Source organism: Candidatus Sphingomonas phytovorans (assembly GCA_029202385.1).
Taxonomy (GTDB): Bacteria; Pseudomonadota; Alphaproteobacteria; order Sphingomonadales; family Sphingomonadaceae; genus Sphingomonas; species Sphingomonas phytovorans.
In genome coordinates this window covers 2,665,707-2,684,609 of record CP119314.1, presented here as the reverse complement: position 1 = coordinate 2,684,609, position 18,903 = coordinate 2,665,707, and the positions used below count along the sequence as shown (strand labels likewise).

Annotated in this window: 14 protein-coding genes; 8 read left to right on the top strand and 6 right to left on the bottom strand. The window is 61.7% G+C overall.

The genetic code is table 11. The features are described from left to right. Window positions 1-81: 81 nt before the first annotated feature. Window positions 82-3,315, top strand: a complete 3,234-nt coding sequence (locus P0Y59_12255; GenBank protein WEK02415.1) for a TonB-dependent receptor — start codon at window positions 82-84, stop codon at window positions 3,313-3,315. A 167-nt stretch (window positions 3,316-3,482) separates the two neighbouring features. Then, window positions 3,483-3,944, top strand: a complete 462-nt coding sequence (locus P0Y59_12250) for a hypothetical protein (GenBank protein WEK02414.1) — start codon at window positions 3,483-3,485, stop codon at window positions 3,942-3,944. A gap of 213 nt (window positions 3,945-4,157) precedes the next feature. On the opposite strand, the gene P0Y59_12245 is transcribed toward P0Y59_12250, so the two are convergent. Then, the gene (locus tag P0Y59_12245; protein ID WEK02413.1) at window positions 4,158-4,361 is read right to left on the bottom strand and encodes a hypothetical protein; all 204 of its coding nucleotides are present in this window, start codon (window positions 4,359-4,361) and stop codon (window positions 4,158-4,160) included. Between the two features lie 24 nt (window positions 4,362-4,385). Here P0Y59_12245 and P0Y59_12240 point away from each other — a divergent pair, with 24 nt between their 5' ends. Together P0Y59_12240 and P0Y59_12235 are read left to right on the top strand one after the other, a co-directional pair. Further along, complete coding sequence (locus P0Y59_12240; GenBank protein ID WEK02412.1) at window positions 4,386-6,680, top strand: TonB-dependent receptor; 2,295 nt, start codon at window positions 4,386-4,388, stop codon at window positions 6,678-6,680. A gap of 205 nt (window positions 6,681-6,885) precedes the next feature. Next, entirely contained in the window at window positions 6,886-7,464 is a 579-nt protein-coding gene (locus P0Y59_12235) for a hypothetical protein (protein WEK02411.1), read from the top strand. 336 nt (window positions 7,465-7,800) lie between these two features. Here P0Y59_12235 and P0Y59_12230 read toward each other — a convergent pair whose 3' ends face one another. Beyond that, window positions 7,801-8,811 (bottom strand): phytanoyl-CoA dioxygenase family protein, encoded by a 1,011-nt coding sequence (locus P0Y59_12230; protein WEK02410.1) that lies wholly within the window; start codon window positions 8,809-8,811, stop codon window positions 7,801-7,803. A gap of 54 nt (window positions 8,812-8,865) precedes the next feature. Further along, on the bottom strand, window positions 8,866-10,518 hold the full coding sequence (locus tag P0Y59_12225; protein WEK02558.1) for an alkaline phosphatase family protein: 1,653 nt from the start codon (window positions 10,516-10,518) through the stop codon (window positions 8,866-8,868). 89 nt (window positions 10,519-10,607) lie between these two features. Here P0Y59_12225 and P0Y59_12220 point away from each other — a divergent pair, with 89 nt between their 5' ends. After that, window positions 10,608-12,653: a protein-disulfide reductase DsbD family protein gene (locus P0Y59_12220; protein WEK02409.1), complete on the top strand. Its 2,046-nt coding sequence runs from the start codon at window positions 10,608-10,610 to the stop codon at window positions 12,651-12,653. A gap of 98 nt (window positions 12,654-12,751) precedes the next feature. Here the strand turns inward: P0Y59_12220 and P0Y59_12215 are convergent, their stop codons facing one another. Both P0Y59_12215 and P0Y59_12210 read right to left on the bottom strand, forming a co-directional pair. Beyond that, window positions 12,752-13,030 carry a hypothetical protein gene (locus P0Y59_12215; protein ID WEK02408.1) on the bottom strand — a complete coding sequence of 93 codons (279 nt, stop codon included), beginning with the start codon at window positions 13,028-13,030 and terminating at the stop codon, window positions 12,752-12,754. 6 nt (window positions 13,031-13,036) lie between these two features. After that, a complete protein-coding gene (locus P0Y59_12210) occupies window positions 13,037-14,095 on the bottom strand; it encodes a radical SAM protein (GenBank protein ID WEK02407.1) in 1,059 nt (352 codons plus the stop codon). Window positions 14,096-14,677: 582 nt separating this feature from the next. On the opposite strand from P0Y59_12210, the gene P0Y59_12205 reads away from it, so the two are divergent. From P0Y59_12205 to P0Y59_12195, 3 genes are read left to right on the top strand one after another with little or no spacing between them, the layout of a single operon-like run. Beyond that, window positions 14,678-16,141, top strand: coding sequence for a circularly permuted type 2 ATP-grasp protein (locus tag P0Y59_12205; GenBank protein WEK02406.1), 1,464 nt, complete (start codon window positions 14,678-14,680; stop codon window positions 16,139-16,141). A 41-nt stretch (window positions 16,142-16,182) separates the two neighbouring features. Continuing rightward, entirely contained in the window at window positions 16,183-17,118 is a 936-nt protein-coding gene (locus P0Y59_12200) for an alpha-E domain-containing protein (protein ID WEK02405.1), read from the top strand. Beyond that, window positions 17,118-17,936 (top strand): transglutaminase family protein, encoded by an 819-nt coding sequence (locus tag P0Y59_12195; protein WEK02404.1) that lies wholly within the window; start codon window positions 17,118-17,120, stop codon window positions 17,934-17,936. Before P0Y59_12200 ends, P0Y59_12195 begins: the two co-directional genes overlap by 1 nt. Window positions 17,937-17,972: 36 nt before the next feature. Here P0Y59_12195 and P0Y59_12190 read toward each other — a convergent pair whose 3' ends face one another. After that, window positions 17,973-18,767 (bottom strand): arginyltransferase, encoded by a 795-nt coding sequence (locus P0Y59_12190; GenBank protein WEK02403.1) that lies wholly within the window; start codon window positions 18,765-18,767, stop codon window positions 17,973-17,975. Window positions 18,768-18,903 lie beyond the last annotated feature (136 nt).

Genomic DNA, 18,903 nt, shown 5'->3' with positions numbered 1-18,903 from the left:
GGGGTCGGAATCTTCTCCCCCAAGCATCCTTACTGTTAGGGGGAGTGCAATGTACGCTCCCCATCATAGGGGAGGTACGGGGTGAGGGGCAGTTCTGCTGGTCTATATTGTGGTGCGGCTATTGCCGCGATTGTTGTTGCGAACCCGGTAGCGGCGCAAACGCGAACATTCGATCTTTCGGCGGGTCTGGCGGAACGGAGTATTCCTGCGTTCGCCAAACAGGCAGGCATTCAGATCCTTGCGAGCGGAAAGCTGGTGCGCGGCAAGCGCACCAACGCCGTGCGCGGCACCAAATCAGTTGAGGAGGGGCTGAACGATCTGCTCGCCGGGACAGGGCTCTCGGCGGTGCTTCAGCCGGGCCGGGCGGGCTCGTTCATCATTCGGGCCGGGAGCACGGCGCCGGCGCCGCAAAAATCGCGGCTTGTCGCATCGACGCCCGCACAACCGGGGCAGGCTGAATCGGACGGCCAGGATCAATCGCAATATTCCAACGACATTATCGTCACCGCGCAGAAGCGGCGGGAATCGATGCAGGATGTGCCGATCGCCATGAGCGCGTTCACCTCGAAATCGCTCGATGAAATGAAGATCGAGGGTGGGTCGGAACTGGTGCGCGCCGTCCCCAACATCACCTTCTCGAAGTCGAATTTCGCCAGCTACAATTTCTCGATCCGCGGCGTCGGCACCAAGGCGCTGTCGGTCACGTCCGATCCTGGCGTCGCGATCAGCTTCAACAATACCCCGCTGATCCGCAATCGGCTGTTCGAGCAGGAATATTTCGACGTTCAGCGGGTCGAGGTGCTGCGCGGGCCGCAGGGCACGCTCTACGGCCGCAACGCGACGGCCGGGGTGGTCAACATGATCCCGAACTTCGCCGATCCCGACAAGTTCGCGGCCAATCTCAAACTGGAAACCGGCAATTACGCATCGAAGCGGGTGAACGGCATGATCAATCTGCCAATCACCGACACGCTGGCGGTGCGCGCGGCCGGCGCGTGGACGAGCCGCGACGGCTATGACTACAACACCGTCACCGATCAGCGCGTCAATGGCCGCAACCTTTGGGGGAGCCGCGTCACCGCGACCTGGCAGCCGAGCAGCCGGTTCAAGGTCAATGCCGCGTGGGAACATTTCTCCGAGGATGACAATCGCTCGCGCACCGGCAAGCAACTTTGTCATACTGATCCTGGGCCAGCCTCAATTGGTGGCAAAAGCCTTACGCCGGTGATCAGGGGCGCCTTAAGCCAGGGGTGTTCGCCAGGCTCGCTCTATGACGACGGCGCCTATGGGGTTCCAAACGGCTTTTCTCTGCCGTACATCAACGCGGCTGCCTCCCTGATCGCGCTGGGGTACAAGGCCGGGGCTATAGGCGGAGCCGCTCCCGTCACGTTGATCGACGACACGCGAGACCCTTATGCGGGCGTAACGCAATCACGCAATCTTCGGGAGATCGCGACTGCTATCGATCCCAAGTTTCGCGCAAAAAACGATATTTTCCAGCTTAATATCGAGGCAGGCTTAGGGTCGAATCTGAAATTATATTCAAGCACGTCATATTCTGAAGATTCATATTATTCTTTTCAGGATTACAACAGATTCAATAGCGGCAGCGTATTCAACGATTCGAGTGTTCTGTTTGCTCTCAGGACCAGGCCGCTGGCGACCAAAGGCATCGCCATAGGGGGTATTCTAGACGACCCTCAATTGGGTGCTTCGTCTAATATCCTCGGTGCGGACATGGTCGATTCTCATAGCAAGCAATGGTATCAGGAATTCCGCTTGCAATCGTCATTCGACGGAAAAGTAGAATTCAACATAGGTGTTAACTATCTTAACTTTAAGATAAAAGAAGATTATTATGTATTCAATAATCTATTTACCGCAATCGCCAGAACGGTTTTAGGAACCGGAAATACCAGCGGCGTTGTTAAGGATTGCGCTGGATGGGCCGGGGGAGCGGATTGCACCTATGTTGATCCAAATCCATTGAGCTCACTCAATGGAAACGGTCATAATTATTTCCGTAGCCAGAATGTCGCCAGAACGGAATCCTATGCAGGGTTCGGTGAAATATATTTCAAGGCCACCGACCAGCTGAAATTTACGGCAGGGCTTCGCTATACTGATGATAAAAAGGTGGCGACGCCCATCCCAACGCAGCTGCTCTTGGGAACGGGGATTTTGGGATTTGGCCTGATTAATGAAGGGTACCAGGTCTCTCCGGATATCGTGCAGAAATGGGGTCGCGTAACGGGAAGATTTGTCGTGGATTGGAAGCCGCACCTAGCTTTCACCGATGAAACGCTGTTCTACGCATCCTTTGCACGTGGATATAAAGGAGGCGGCACCAACCCTCCAGGGATTGGGGCCAATCCGGCCTATCTTCAATTTTTCCCCGCACCTCAGGCCTTTAAACCCGAAAGCGTCAATGCATTTGAGGTCGGAACGAAAAATTCTTTGGCCGGAGGGCGGCTGACGCTGAATGCAACCGCCTTCTACTATAAATATAAGGACTATCAGGTTTCTCAGATTGTCGACCGTATTGCCCTGAACGAAAATTATAATGCCGATATCTGGGGTGCCGAACTGGAAATGCTGTGGCGGCCGACACGGCGCGTCAGTCTCAACGCTAATGTCGGGTATCTCGGCACGCGCATCGCGAACGGCATGAAATCAGTCGATGTCATGAATCGCACGCAAGGAAATCCAGACTGGGTCATTGTCAAACCCTGGATTCAACTTGCTTCCAATTGCATCGCGCCGCGCGCTCTCGTTGAGAAGATTATCAAAAGATCATCTTTCAATAACGCGAGCGGCCCTGGTGATCTGTCAACGTTTTGCGGCGGGCAAGTTGGCAAGAATTTTACCGCTGGAAGTTACTTCTCGAATCTCACTGGGATCGTATATGATCCGGCAACGGACGCGCCAAATAACGGCAGAGGTTTTTACGCTGACCTCGGTGGAAATGAGTTGCCAAATTCTCCTCATTTGACGGTTAACATTGGGGCTCAATATACACTTCCTATTGCAAGATGGAATCTTACGTTTAGAGGTGATTATTATCGCCAAAGCGCAAGTTGGGCGCGTGTGTATAATACATCGATCGATCGTTTGCGGTCATGGGATAACGCAAATATGTCCGTGACACTTGATCGCCCGGAAAGTGGGTTCTCGATGCAATTATATATTAAGAATGCATTTAATAAAACACCCATTACGGATGCCTTCGTCAATAGTGATGATAGCGGTCTTACAACCAATGTATTTACACTTGATCCAAGGATAATTGGTTTTAACGTGTCAAAGAAATTTTGATAATTCATCAGAGGTGATTCTATAGTTCTGCATCATGGCATCATATTTTGCTAAAATTGCAGGGATGGTTCCATGAATATGGGAGATGATGTTCGCGGGAATAATTTAACATCTGCGATCATCTGGGGAGCGACACCTTTTATGTCGCATATAGAAGGAGAAGGATGATGTTGAAGGCTTTTATCGGCACAATCACCGTGCTGGCAAGCGCGACGGCAATGCCCGCTTATGCCCAGAGCTTTACTCCGGCGCCGACGACGGTTTCCGGAACCGGTACTGGATATGTGAATGGTACCCCTTGCACCGGCGCGGCTGTCAGCGGGTCGGTAAATTCGTCCGGTACGTACGCGGATGTGTCGTTCGACAATTCGGCAACTGCCTGTTCTGCTTACGGGGTCACCGCCCGCGTCTCGGCGAACGGTACTTTGAGCAACGTGGTTGTTACCTATCTTCCGACGTCCACCGTCATTTGTAACAGCGGGACCACAACCTACCCGGGCGTGGTGGAGTACACCAATGTAACCGGGACAACGATGAACGCGTATGTCGATCCTTCGGCCCCCGTGACCGTCGGCGCCTGCGCGGTGGCGGCCGACATGACGGTCGGCACCGTACAATTCGTGCCGTAAGGCATGATTGTCCGATGAAATAAGCGGACGCCCCGACCGGCGGATTGTCGGTTGAGGCGCCCGCACTCGAACCAGTCCAACTGGCACCGCGTCGTTCTGAGCGACGCGGTGCTGTTTTCACCTGAATTGTTGTGAGTCGGCAACAGTTCAGTAAGGTGACCTAAAGGGTCTTGCGATGTGCGCTTGTCTACAGGATCATCTGCGCGCATCCTGCTAGCGCTGATTTTCGCGCCGGCTGTCGCTCACGGCGAAGCTGCGAAAGGCGACGCCGTGATCGAACAAGCGATGGATCGCGCGCAAGTCCAGTTGCCCAATCAAACAGTTGAGCCGGATGATATTGTCGTCACCGCGATGCGGCGGGGCGAGGCGCAGGTTCCCGCCGAAACCGAATTCACCGAGGATCAGATCGCGGCGCAAGGGGCGGACTCGGTCGATGATCTGATGTCGCGGCTGAGGCCCTTTGTCAGCCCCGACGGGGAGGAGCCGGTGCTCTTGATCAACGGCAGGCCGGCTGGGTTTGATCGCTCGGTCCTGGGCTATCCGCCTGATGCTCTTACCCGTCTTGCGATCCTCAAACCTGAAGCTGCCGCGCGTTACGGCACCGCGCCGGGCAGGCGGGTGGTCAATCTCGTTCTCAAGAAACACTTCACCGGTCTTGACGCCGACGCCGGCACCTCCGTCCCCTTTCGCGGTGGGCAAATGGGCAACGATCTGACCTTGGCCCGCACGGCCATCAACGGGGACACGCGCTGGAACGTGCGCGCGATATTCGGGCGCGATAGCGGCCTGCGCAAGAATGCACGATCGATCTCACGCGATCCGGGCATTTATGATGGCAGGGGGTTCATATCGGCGCTTGATGGTGGCGAAATTGATCCGGCCCTCAGCCTCGCGGCGGGATCGAGCGTCGCCGTCGCGGCTTTCCCTGCCGCAATACCTGCGGGCACGCCCTCGATCGCCGATTTCGTTGCGACGGCCGGACAAAGGCATCCGCTTGATCCCAACGCCTATGCCACCCTGCAATCCGCGCGCCGCACGATGGGGCTGAATATCGGCGTGACGCGGCCGCTTGGTGCCCTCAGCGTTTCGCTCGCCCTGACGGCGAACAGCACAAGCAACGAGGGCCTGCGCGGGATACCCATGGCGTCGGTCGTCTTGCCGACAGGCAACCCATGGTCGCCCTTTGCACGGGATGTCCTGCTGACTCGGCCCCTCGATGGTACCATGGCTCTCCGCGCCAATACCAGTTCGCGAACGCTTGGAGGTTCACTGACGGTCAACGGCACCGTCGCTGGATGGCAGGGCAGTCTGGGCATCAGCTATCGCAAGTCGTGGAAGGAGAATCTTCTGGAAACCGGCATCGATACCGACCGCGTGCAGCACTTGCTCGATACCGGCGATGCTGGTTTCAGTCCTTTCGGCCCGTGGGATCGTACTTTGCTGCGCGCGACCCGGCGCCGCTCGCTTTCGGATGATCTTAGCGCGCGGCTCAGCCTTCAGAAAAGCGTGATCGACCTGCCGGCTGGGCCGATCACCCTGAACCTCACCGGCAACGCGACGCGTGGCAACATCCAGACCCGGCAGCGCGATGCCGTGGGCGATCTGATCTCTGCGAACGACATTTCGCGGGTTCAGGCAAGCACACAGGTGGCTCTCAATGTGCCGATCGCAGGGCGTGGCAAGCATGGCTTGCTGCCCGTTGGCGATTTGTCGCTTGACCTGACGGCCGGATGGCAGGCGATGAGCGGGAGCAGGCCGCAACGCAGCTACAATGGCGGCTTCACCTGGTCCCCGATCAAGGCGATCCAGCTTCGCGGCATGATCAACTATCAGCAATCCTCTCCATCGGTGGCCGACCTCGACGGTCCGATCGAGACGACAATCACGCGGATGTTCGACTATGCCCGGCAGGTCGTCGCCGAACCATTCCTGATTACAGGAGGCAATCCGACCCTAAAGGCGGGCAGTCGGCAAGGGCAGACGATAGCGGCAATGGTGCGGCCATTGGGCAGCGAGGCGCTGACGTTCAATGTCGAATATCGCAAGACCGTCGCGAAGAATATGCCGAGTTCCTTTCCCGAACTGACGCCGGCGATCGAGGCGGCCTTTCCGGAACGGGTGACACGCGATGCGGCGGGAAATCTGGTGTCGGTTGACGCGCGGTCGATCAACATCGCGCACGATGTGACCGCTGAATTTTCAGGCGGGGTCGCGCTGCGCTTTTCGAGCGGCGCCAGGGCCCCCGTGCCGGGCGGGGTCGCCAATGCCATCCAATATACCCTGTCGCTCACGGAAACGTACCGGATGAAAAGCGAGATGCTGATCCGTGCGGGATTGCCCGTCATCGACCGGCTCGGGGGGGGCAGCGGCCAGTCGCGCCATACCGTCAGCCTGCAATTCGGGGCGGGCAAGCGGGGCATGGGGGCGTCGCTCAGCGCAAGCTGGAACAGCGCGGCGTATCTCGGCGATCTTGAAGCCGATCCGGATCACGCGTTCCGGATCAGGCCGCCCCTCCTGGTGGGAGTGTCCGCGTTCCTCGATCCGGACAGCGTGTTCGCGGGGCTGCGCGATAATCCGCTCACGAAAGGCTGGAAAATCTCTGTCAGCGTCCAGAACCTGTTCGACAGCTACCGGCATGTCGTGCTCGCGAATGGCCTCGTCCCGGCAGGCTATAGCCATGATGAGATCGACCCGGTCGGGCGAAGTATTCGCTTGCAGATACACAAGCGCTTCTAGCGCAAGCGATCCGAAATCCGAATCGATATGAACGCTGAACGGCTGGCATTGGTGGAGAGCGGTCGTTCCTATTCGCAATCAGCTCCCGCGAGTTTGATCCACAGGCTGGGAGCAGCGGTGGTGACTTTCATCAGGAATTGGCTGGTCGTTCCCTCTCGTGCGCGCACACAATCCTGCTAAAGCCAGCGATGAACAGGGTGCATGAATGACCGCATTTGATTTTTTCTTTAGCCTCTATGGTCTGGTGTTAGGTTTATCCGTTGCCACGATTGCTACCGGCGTAGCCGCTGTTTTCGAGTTCCGTCGAACGATCAGGATCGGGGTGCTAACGCCGCTTCTGGCGATATTCGTCATGCTTGATATCGCGAGCTTCTGGGAAACGGCCTGGACGTCGCTACGCAAGGCTCCCTTCAGTTATGGCTTGCTCGTCATTGGCATGGGAATATCCTTCATCTATTTCATTGCCGCATCGCTCGTCTTTCCCCGTGCAGTTCAGAATGCTTCGTCGCTGAACGAACATTTTTGGCGCAACAGGCAACCAGTCCTTCTTCTAACCAGCCTCGCCAACCTCATCATGCTTATCGTCGTCATGGTTTTCGCAAGCGGAAACCCTGACGGCACGAAGCTACAAATCAACTATGCGATAACGGGTGTCCTCTATGCGCTGCTCATCGTGCCCGCAGCTTTCATCAAGAGGCCTTGGGTGGTCGCCACTCTTATCGGCCTGCACGTCGCGCTATACATATTTATCGCCGCGATCTCCCTCATTATAGCCAAGCCCTGAGCGAGGCGCGCGCTTCCAAATGCGGAGCGAGCGCAAATTGTTTGCCGACTGATTCAAATCGCACCAAGCCTGGCGCAGCATGATCTCGGCCGAAGTCTTCGGTCCCGCTCTTTCTCATTTTTGCAACACTGATTTCCCTGTTCCGGCAGGGACTTTCCCTGTTATCCGGCAACAGGGAATTCAATATCAAGGCATTGAATATATTCAATAATATTGACGAATAAGCGCCCTGTTCCGCTGAGAAAAAAGAAATTCCCTGTTAATTTCCCTGTTAATCGCCCGTAACAGGGAAATTGTGACGTCCGGGGCGGATGTGATCCCGCTGGCGGGGCCGCGCTACCGCCATACCGGATTTGACGTCAGGTCCGCCGGATACATGTTCACATATTGCGCCATGCGCGGCCGGGCGGCGCGGTTCGGGCTTGCGCCGTGGGGCAGGTCCTGCCGCCAGAGGATGAGGTCGCCCGCACCGGCGCCGATCGGCACGGCCCGGTCGCTCAGGTCGATCGTCCGCGGGTCCCCATCGCCCACGCTTTCGAGCCAGTCCTCGATTCCGTGATGGAAACCCGGCACAAGCTGAAGCGCGCCCTGGTCCCCGGTGGTCTCGGTCAGATAGAGGATGCCCTGGGTCGCGAACGGGATCGGCAGGGCAAGGCTCATGTCGAAATGCAGGTTCGGCCCGGGAAAGGTGAAACCCGGCCGCTCGGGCGGGTTGAAGCTCAGCCGGTCCGTGATCATCCAGAGGTCGGCGGTTCCCCAGAGCTGGGCGAATGCCTTGTGCACCCGTGACGATTGTCGCGCCGCTTCCATCGCTGAATCCTGGAAGTGCTGGACCATGATGCCGTTGGGGCGGCGTTCGTACCAGCTTTCCGGGTCGTCCGGCGTCGCGTTCACCTGCCGCCAGAGCAGTTCCTCGGCCGCGCTGGCCTGATCCGGGGTGATTGCCTGACGCAGGATGACGAAGCCATGCTCGTCCCAATGCGCCAGATCCTCCCGGTCGAGAACGGGCGGAGCCTCGTCGATCGCCCGCAACCTCTGCGCGATCCCGTCCGGCGGTGGCGCGCCGTCGAGCCATGCATGATAGCGCGCGACCTTCAGGGGGTCGGGCTCCCCGGCGGTTTCCAGGACCCAGGCCTGGAATGTCGGCAAATCGGGCTGTTCGGCGCCAAGATATTTCAGCGTCTGCTCAAGCCCGAGACCCAGCACGTCGAGCAACGGGCGCGACTGGGTTTCCCGGTTCGCCTCCGCCTGCGACCTGAAGGTGCAGCGCGCCCAATAATCTTCAAGCCCGCGGATATGGGGCAGATGGTCCGGGACGGACGCGAGCGCGGCTGAGGAAGCGGTCATCGGGGCCCAACATCAATCAGCGCCACGCCCTCGTCAACCGTCCCGGCGCCTTCGTCAGGGGCAGGTCGAACCCGGGCCCGCATCGAGATCCAGGCACCGGCCATCCGGCTTGGGCGCTGAGACCGGCAGGCCGATCAGGCCGGCGAGCGTCGGCATGATGTCGACCGTTTCGACCGACAAGGGTTGTTCGAACCCGGTCATGCCCTTGCGCCAGAACAGGATCGGCACCCGGCGGTCATAATCCCAGAAGCTGCCATGGGTCGCGACGCTGCCCCTGGTCGGATCGGCGATCGGCGTGATGCGCGGCTTCATCGCGACAAGAATGTCGCCCGATCGCGGTGCGTAATAGGAAGCGCGGGCACGCTGGAGCAATGTCCAGGTTTCGGGCGGGCCGCTCGGGCTCGGCGTCGCCGCGATCGCGCTGGCGGGGAGGGCGTCGGCGACCTGCGGATGGGCGCGGATTCGGGCAAGCGCTTCCTTCAGGACAGCGGCATGCTGCTCCCTGGTCAGCTTCGGGTCGATCCAGACATCGCCCGACCCGGCATCGCCGTAGAGCAGCGGGCCGGCGACCTTGAGCTTCAGCTTGGCGATGATGTGCTCGCCGATGCCGGCCAGGGTGAAATTCGGGTCGATCCGCGCTTCTTCGGGAATGCCGTGGTCGCGGTTACGCTCCGGCAGGTCGTGGCCGCCGTGGTCGGCGGTGAGCACGACGGCGTAATCCACCCCGGTCTTGTCGAGCACGTCGAAGAAGGAGCCGAGCGACCGGTCGAGATTGGCGAGTTGCACGCACATCTCATTGCCCTCGGTGCCATAACCATGGCCGACATAGTCGGTGGCCGAGGCGCCGACCGCGATCAGGTCGGTCGTGCTGCCCTGGCCGAGCTTCATGTCCTGGACCATGCCGGCGGCGAGCGCGAGGATCGCGGCGTCGAAGGCGGGCGAGGCGCGGAACTTGCCCGCGTCGCCGGCGGCCCGCTCGAACCGGCCGCTGCCGACGGTCTTGCCGCCGCCGACCGGGATGGCGCGGTCGTGCGGCAGGCAGAAATCGGGTTCGTCGAGCGGCCCCTGCGCCTGCGCGATCAGCGCCGACACGGTCGTGTTGGTACGCTCGACCACCGGCGGCGCGACGCGGCCGGCATAGGATACGAACGCCTTGCCGTTCCACCACCAGAGCTCGTCCACCTTGTGGCCGCCCATCATCACCGCCGCGCGGTCCTTGCCGGCGACCGACACGACGCGCGCCGCCGGGTTCGCCGCCTTCATCCGCTCGCCGAGCGTCGGGACGAGCAGATGCTTGTCTGACACGGTATATTTGGAGGAGGTGCTGCCGGGCACGCTCTCGTCCTCGGCGCAATAGACCTGCTTGTCGGCCCGCGGTGTCTTCAGGTCGGTCCAGTTGTTGGCGATGATGCCGGTATGTTCGGGGCGGAACCCGGACAGGATGGTCGAATGGCCTGGGCAGGTCTCGGTCGCGGCATGGCTCTGATAGCCCGAGGGGAAGACCGCGCCGTTCAGCAGCCGCGCAAAGCCACCGGTGAAGCGGTTGCGATATTCGGCGAACAGGTCGGCGGAGAATTGATCGACCGAGATGGTGACGATCAGCTTCGGCGGGGTCCGGGGGGCGGCTGCGGCGCTTGGCGGGGGCGTTTCCTGGGCCTGGAGCGGGGCCGACAAGGCGATGGCGGCCAGGGTGGCGATCGATGCCAATCTTTTCACGTGTTGTTTCTCCGCGCTCAGGTGCAATGCACCCCGCCTGCCGCTATGGGCGAGTGGGTGACTGCCGACAAGGATGGGCGATGCGCGCGTTCGGTTACCTGATTGTGACGATGCTGGCCGCGATGTTCGCGGCGGCAAGTGCCCCGGCGGAGGCGCCGGGCGCCCTTGGCAAGGGCCCGCACCTCGCGATGCGCCTGGTCGCCGAGAGCATGACGCCCGCCCCCGGGCAGGACGTGACGCTCGCGCTCGACTCGCGGCCAGAGCCTGGCTGGCACGGCTATTGGCAGAATCCTGGCGACGCTGGTTTCCCGGCGACGCTCAAATGGACTCTGCCCAAGGGTGTGACCGCGGGCGAGCCGGCCTATCCGGTTCCGGGCATGCTGCTGATGGCCGGCCTGATGAACTATGTGTTCGAGGCGCCCTATGCGCCGCTGGTCACGCTCAGGATACCGGCCGGGCTCGCGCCGGGAACCGCGCTGCCGGTGAAGCTTCATGCGCAGTATCTCGTCTGCACCAAGACGGTCTGCGTACCCGAGGAGGCCGATCTGTCCGTCGACCTGACCATCGGCGACGGCGCGGTCGCGGCCGAATCCCGCGCGCGTTTCGATGCCTGGCGCCGCGCGATCCCGAAGCCGCTCGATGCGAAGGCGAGTTTCCAGGCGGCGGCCGGACAAATCCGGATCGCCATCCCCTATCCCGCGAGCGCGCCCCTGGCCGATGCCTATTTCTTCCCGGTCACGACTGGCCTGGTCGATTATGCTGCCGGACAGAAGGTGTCCCGCGACGGTGATCGGGTGGTGGTCGAGACCAAGGCGGCGCCCGGCGGCGGCGCGGGGCCGCTGGTCGGCGTGCTGCGGATCGCGCCGGGGCAGGGGTTGATGGTGACGGCGGCGGCGGGAACCGTCGCAGCCTCTTCGACTGGCATTCCGGACGGTGTCCTGATGGCGACGCTGATCGCCTTTGCCGGTGCGATGCTTGGCGGGCTGATCCTCAACATCATGCCCTGCGTCTTCCCGATCCTGAGCCTGAAGGCGCTCAGCCTCGCGCGCGGGCATCTCGATGAACGCTCGGCACGGCACGAGGCGCTCGCCTATACCGCGGGCGTGGTCGCGGTATGCGTGGCGCTGGGCGGTGCGATCCTCGCGCTCCGGGCTGGCGGCAGCGCGGTCGGCTGGGCGTTCCAGCTTCAGGATCCGCGGGCGATCATGCTGCTGCTGCTGCTCACCGTGACGCTCTCGCTGAACCTCGGCGGCCTGTTCGAAATTCCCACGCCGCGCTTCGTCAATCAGGCCGGTGGTGCCGGCGGTGCCTTCGCGACCGGCGCGCTGGCAGCGTTCATCGCGACTCCCTGCACCGGCCCGTTCATGGGCGCGGCGTTGGGGGCGGCGCTGATCCTGCCCTGGCCCGCCGCGCTCGCGGTCTTCGCCGGGCTTGGGCTTGGGCTTGCCTTGCCCTTCCTGGCGCTGGGCTTCGTGCCGGCGCTGCGCAAGCGCCTGCCCAAACCGGGCGCCTGGATGGAGACGTTCCGCCGTTTCCTCTCGATCCCGATGTGGCTCACCGCCATCGCGCTGGTGTGGGTGCTCGGCCGCCAGACCGGGGTTGACGGCATGACTCAGGGGCTGCTCGTCGCACTCGGCGCGGCGGTTGTACTGTGGGCGGCCGGCCGCCGCCAGGCGCGCGGGCTGAGCTTCGGTATCGTCGCCATCGCGCTGCTGCTCGCGATCGTCGCGGGCGGCATCTGGCTCGCGGCGACCGCGCACCGCCCCGACGTCGCTGGCGCGAAGACGGCCGGTGCGGCCGAGCCGTTCAGCGAGGCGCGGCTCGCCACGCTCCGCGCCGAGGGCAGGCCGGTGTTCGCCTATTTCACCGCCGACTGGTGCCTGACCTGCAAGGTCAACGAAAAGGTGGCGATCGAGACCGAGGCGACTCAATCCGCCTTCGCCGCGCACAAGGTCGCGGTGATGGTCGGCGACTGGACTGACGGCGATCCCACGCTTGGCCGCTTCATCCAGGCGCACAACCGCGCCGGCGTGCCGCTCTACCTCTATTACGCGCCCGGCGTCGCCGAACCCCAGGTGCTGCCGCAGGTCCTCACACCCGGAATACTGGCGGCGCTCGGCTCTTGACGGGTAGAAGCAGGCGCTTGGTTTCGTCAGCACGCTGGCAGGAGCGGAACCGCGCAAGATCGAAGAGATTTACGGCGAGCAATAGGGTCGCCGATTGATTAAATATCGACGTCCTCGGTCCAGTTTGGATTCTTCAGCGTCCCGGACCATTTGGGTTTTGAGTCCGCGAACACGATAAGCCGCCAGCCCACTTTTCCCAACATGTTGCATTCGGCATGCTCGGGCAGGCGCTGGCCGGGGCGCATCACGATTTCACCGCTACACCTCGAGCATTGATAAATGCCCTGATACGCGACGGGGCTCCCTGTCGCGAGCACTTCATCGTAGCAGGGCTGATCGCAATGCTTGAGATAGTCGCCATATTTGAACCAGGGCATGAGCGATCAATTCTTGCGTGGGGGGCAGGTATGCGGCGGGCATTCGTCGCTGGGTCGGCAGCCATTGCCCGGAATGCAACTCGGCGTGCCGGGCGTGCACAAGGGGCCGCATCCCCAGGGATTGCACTCGGATGGATCGGAGGGCGCGCATACTGGAGTGCATCCAGCGGGGTTGCACTCAGGGGTGCAGTCGGCGTTGATGGTGTTCGCCATCGCCTCCTCCGCATATGCAATGCGAAAGTCAGTTAGCGCCGCGCCCTCCACAATCTCGCTCAACGTTGATGCCCGAATATTCCCGACATTCTCATGGCGCGAGAAAATGCAGGGATAGCAATTCCCATCGAACGAAACAGCAAGCGTTCCCTTCCAGCATCCGCCGCACAGCGTTTCGGATTGCGATACGAAAGGCGTTATCTTGCTTCCTCGCCCGACGGGCCTGACATTGTCGACACCGATTCTCTGTCGGCTTATGCCAAGCTGCTCAAGGTAAATCATCGTTATTTCGATATCATCTCGAACGGACGCTTGCGTTTCGTCTTCCAGATTTATCAGTCCCACTCGAATGGGAATGCCGTACTCAAGCGCCAATTTGATGCCGGAAACTGTCTGGTCGAAGCTTCCATCAGTCAATGTTATGGCATCGTGCTTGCGAGCATCCGCAGAGTAAAATGAGGTGGCGAGTTGCACGCCGAATTTGGCCATGAGCTGGCAAATCCCCTCGCCCAGAAGGGCGGCATTTGAGAATATCTCGATATTCGAGAACCCGTTCTCGCCGGCGAACGTGATATAGTCGTTGATTCTGGGGTGCGTTAGCGGCTCGCCTCCGATGAACTGAACGCCCTCGCAGCCCAGTGCCTTGGCTTGAACAAGCAGGTCGAGCCAATCAATGTCGTTGTGCGGCCTGGCGGGCGATGACGTGGTGTAACAATGGCGGCATCGAAGGTTGCAATGTTGGGTCAGCTCGAGCCAGATAAAACGCAAGCCCTTCGCTTCATGCAAGATATTCGCGGAATGATCCATTTGTTCATGAATGCGAGCTTCGCCTGCAATTGCCATTTCGAGCATATCGACTCCTTGGCGTCACGGAACGTAAATTGAACATCGATTAAAGTCAGGAAAATGTAATAACGACTGCTGCCTGCTCGTCGATAAAGCGCTTCGATTTTAGAGCTTTCGATTCGTGTTATGATGAAACGTATGCTTTTCTCTGAAAGAGTCCATATCCGGATTGAATGACTCGCGGTTGCAAGCGGTAGATGTGAAACTGCGCATGGAGGCACGCGGTGGCTGAATATGTCAGTTAGAAAAACGATGAGAATATTTATGCTGCTATTCCAGTCCGATCGATGGGTATGCCAAACCTTGGCCTTTCGGCGGATCGGGTGTCCCAAGGGGGAGGCGTGACAGAGGCCGATATCGACAATTACCTTGCCTAAAGATTCTGCATGCTTCTCGTCTTCCGGGCCGGCCAGCCTTCCCATCGTTGACTAAAAAAGGGCCGTTCGCGCCTCTGGCACGCGGGTACCAAGCGTTCGATTTTGACCATCGGCGCCCGGACATTTTACGGCGTGAAGAACGCCCCTTGTGCGCCGCAGCAAAACATCGCAGCATGGAACCAGGCGGTCATACGGGGGCTTTACCGTTTCTATGGGGACACGACGCGCGTTTGACGAGATCATGGGGCAGAGCGGCTCGACCACGCCGCGACCGGAACTCGCCGCGCTTGGCGACTGGCTTGAGGAGACGCCCGACGCCGAATTGCGCCGCCGCCAGCAATCGGCCGAGGCGACCTTCCGCCAGCTCGGCATCACCTTCGCGGTTTATGGCGACAGCGACGCGTCGGAACGCATCATCCCGTTCGACATCGTCCCGCGCATCTTCCTCGCCGACGAATGGTCGCGCCTGTCCGAAGGGCTGGTGCAGCGGGTCGAGGCGATCAACGCGTTCCTCGATGACATCTATGGCGATCGGAAGATCCTCAAGGCGGGTGTCCTTCCCGAGGACCTGATCTTCGGCAACCCGCAATTCCGCCCGGAGATTGCCGGCATGCGGCCGCCGCACGGCATCTGGGCCCATATCTGCGGCATCGATCTCGTCCGCACCGGGCCCGACGAATTCTTCGTGCTCGAGGATAATGCCCGCACGCCCTCCGGCGTCAGCTATATGCTCGAAAATCGCGAGGCGATGCTGCGCCTCTGTCCCGAACTGTTCCGCGACTTCCGCGTGGCGGCGGTGGACAGCTATCCCGACCGGCTGCTTGAGACGATGAAGTCGGTCGCGCCGCACGGCTCGGGCCAGAATCCGGTCTGTGTCGTGCTGACGCCCGGCCACTACAACTCGGCCTATTACGAACATAGCTTCCTCGCGGATTCGATGGGCATCGAGTTGGTCGAGGCGGCTGACCTGGTGGTCGACGACGATATCGTCTGGATGCGCACCATTGCCGGCCGGGTGAAGGTCGATGTGATCTACCGCCGTATCGACGACGACTATCTCGATCCTTTGGTGTTTCGCCCGGATTCGATGCTCGGCGTGCCTGGCCTGATCGCCGCTTATGCTGCGGGCAATGTCGCCCTGCTCAACGCGCCGGGCAACGGCATCGCCGACGACAAGGCAATCTACAGCTACATGCCGGAGATCGTCCGTTTCTATTCGGGCGGCGAGCCGAAGCTGCCCAATGTCGAGACCTGGCGTTGCCGCGAGCCGCAGGCATTGAAATACGTCCTCGACAATCTCGAGGATGTCGTGGTGAAGCTGGTCGACGGCTCGGGCGGCTATGGCATGCTCGTCGGCCCGACCGCGACCAGGGCAGAGATCGAAACCTTCCGCGCCGCGCTGATCGCTGAGCCGCACCGCTATATCGCGCAGCCCACGCTCGCGCTGTCGACCGTGCCCACCCTGAGCGACAGCGGCCTCGCCCCGCGTCACGTCGATTTCCGGCCTTTCGTGCTGACTGGTTCCAGGGGAGTCCAGGTGGTGCCCGGCGGCCTGACTCGCGTTGCGCTCAAGGAGGGCTCGCTGGTGGTCAACTCGTCGCAGGGCGGCGGGACCAAAGACAGCTTCGTGCTGATGGGCGGCGGGAACACGCAGATCCAGGGGCAACAATCGTGAGGGGCGCGGGGCAGGTCCTCCTCGGCGCGGGGGGGATTTAAATGCTCTCCCGCACCGCCTCCTCGCTCTACTGGCTTGGCCGCTATATCGAGCGCGCCGATTTCATCGCGCGGCTTGTCGAGGCGACCGTTCGGCTCGATGTCCTCTCGCCGCGCCCGGCCGGAGAGGCTGCCTGGGCCAGCGCCCTCGCCGTCACTGAAACCGACGCCGCCTTCGCCGCGACCGGCGAGACAATGACCCAGCAGCATGTCGTGCGCTTCCTGACGCTCGATGGGAGCCACCCCGGGTCGATCGTCCGCTGCCTCGACATGGCGCGCAACAATGCGCGCGCGGTGCGTACCGCGCTGACCCGCGAGGCCTGGACGGCGATCAACCGCGTCTGGCTGATCTTCCACAGCCGATCGAGCCCCGGCGGCGTTACCGCGACGCTCGGACTGGTCGATGCGGTGAAGACGGAAGCGCGCGGGTTCGAGGGGGCGATCCACCGCATGCTGCGCAACCAGACCACCTGGTTCATCCGCCTCGGCCAGGCGGTCGAGCGCGCCGACAATACCGCCCGCCTGCTCGACGTGAAATACCACCTGCTGCTGCCGGAGGGCGAGCAGGTCGGCGGCGTGGTCGATCGCGACCAGTGGACAACGATCCTGCAGACCGTCTCCGCGGTCACCGCCTATCGCTGGCTTTATTCGGAAGGGCTGCGGCCGTCGAACGTGATCGACCTGCTGATCTCCCGCGCCGAATTGCCGCGCAGCCTCGCTGCCTCGGCCGAGGAGACGCTCGAAATCCTCAACCTGCTCGCCAAGCGTACCGGCCTTCACGGCGAGGCTGACCGCATGGCGCGGATGCGCCAGCAACGACTGGGCAAGACCCGTTCTGGCGAAGTGATCGCCAACGGGCTGCACCAGTATCTCCAGGCCTTCAACGCCGAGAATGATCTCCTCCATGAGGCGATCGGCCGGCAGTTCAAGTTCGGCTGATGCGGATAACGGTCGACCACCGAACGATCTATCGCTTCTCGGTGCCGCAAGGGCGCCTCACCCAGATGCTCCGCCTCACGCCGGAGGATACGCACGACCAGACCGTCGCGGGCTGGCAGCTCCATGTGGATTGCGATGCGCGGATGCGCCCGGGTCGCGACGGCTTCGGCAACCGGGTGACGATGCTCTATGTCGAGGGCCCGATCGGCCATATCGAGATATCCGTCTCGGGCGAGGTGCTGACCAATAGCTCCAACGGCATCGTCCATGGCGCGCACGAGCCGCTGCCGCCACCGCTGTTCCTGCGCACGACGCCGCTGACCGAACCGAGCGTCGCGCTGGCCGGGTTCGCGGCGGAGGCGGTGGACGGCAGAGATGATCCGGTAGAACGGCTTCACGCGCTGAACCTGGCCTTCCACCGGCGTTTCGCGCTTGATCGCGGCCGTCCCGTTTCCGGGCGGACCGTGGCGGAGGCATTCATGCTGGAGAGTGCGACGCCGCGCGATTTTGCGCAGATGTTCGCCGCCGCTGCGCGCGGGCTCGGTGTGCCGGCGCGCTACGTTTCCGGCTACAGCTCGGTCTGCGTCATCGGCGACACGCCACCGGCGCCGCATGGCTGGGCTGAGGCCTGGGTCGAGGGGCTCGGCTGGGTTGCGTTCGATCCCTGCACCGGGCTGTCGGCTGACGAGGCGCATGCGCGTGTCGCGGTGGCGCTTGATTCCGCTGGCGCCGCACCCGTTGCCGGATCAAGGCTCGGCGAAGGCAGTGAAGAACTCGACGTGGACCTGCACGTCGGAAGGGGAAGTCCGCAGGATTGATTCAGGCCTCCCGCTCTTGCGGGAGGGGAATCGTGCTCAGGCCAGTTCGTCCGCCATCAGCACGTTCTTCTGCGCGGGCGGCGCGTAGGTCGCGTCCTCGTCGGTCAGCACGGTCCAGCCGGTCGGGCCAAGCACTTCGATCGGGCGATAGCGCGTCTTGTACGCCATGCGCTCCGACCCCTTCACCCAATAGCCGAGATAGACATAAGGCAAGCCGATGCTCCGCGCGCGCAGGATATGGTCCATGATGATCATGTTGCCCATGCCGGCGCGCAGCGAATGTTCGGCGTCGAAGAAGCTGTAGATCATCGACAGCCCGTCCGCCTGCTGGTCGGTCAGGCACGCCCCGATCAGCCGTCCGCGCACGCCGTTCTGCGATGGCTCGCGATATTCGATGATGTAGCTGTTGACCGGCGAATGCTCGACCATGTCGGCATAATCGCCTTCGTCCATGTCGGCCATGCCGCCGCCGGGATGGCGCGAAGCGAGATAGCGGCGCAGAAGCTGATATTGCTCGTCGGTCGCCCAGGCGCGGCAGGGGCTGACCTCAAGGTCCGCATTGCGGCGGATCTGTTTGCGCTGGGTGGCGTTGGGTACGAAATCCGACGCGACGACACGGACCGAGACGCAGGCGGTGCAGCCGGCGCAACTCGGCCGGTACGCGACCGACTGGCTGCGGCGGAAGCCGATCCGGCCCAGTGCGTCGTTGAGATCGCCGGCGTGCGGGCCGTTCAGCTCGGTGAAGACCTTCCGCTCCTGGCGCCCCGGCAGATAGGGGCAGGGGGACGGGCTCGTCACGAAGAAGCGCGGAAAACGAAATGGCGCGGTCACCGCCTATAGCCTCCTTTTCCACCTTGGCCCGGTGCCTGGTTCGACCCCGTTATGAATCGCCTGAGTCGTGATGAAAAGTGGCTTTACCATGAAAGAGAGTTAACGCTGCGGTTGCTTTGAGTCTTGGAGATTCATG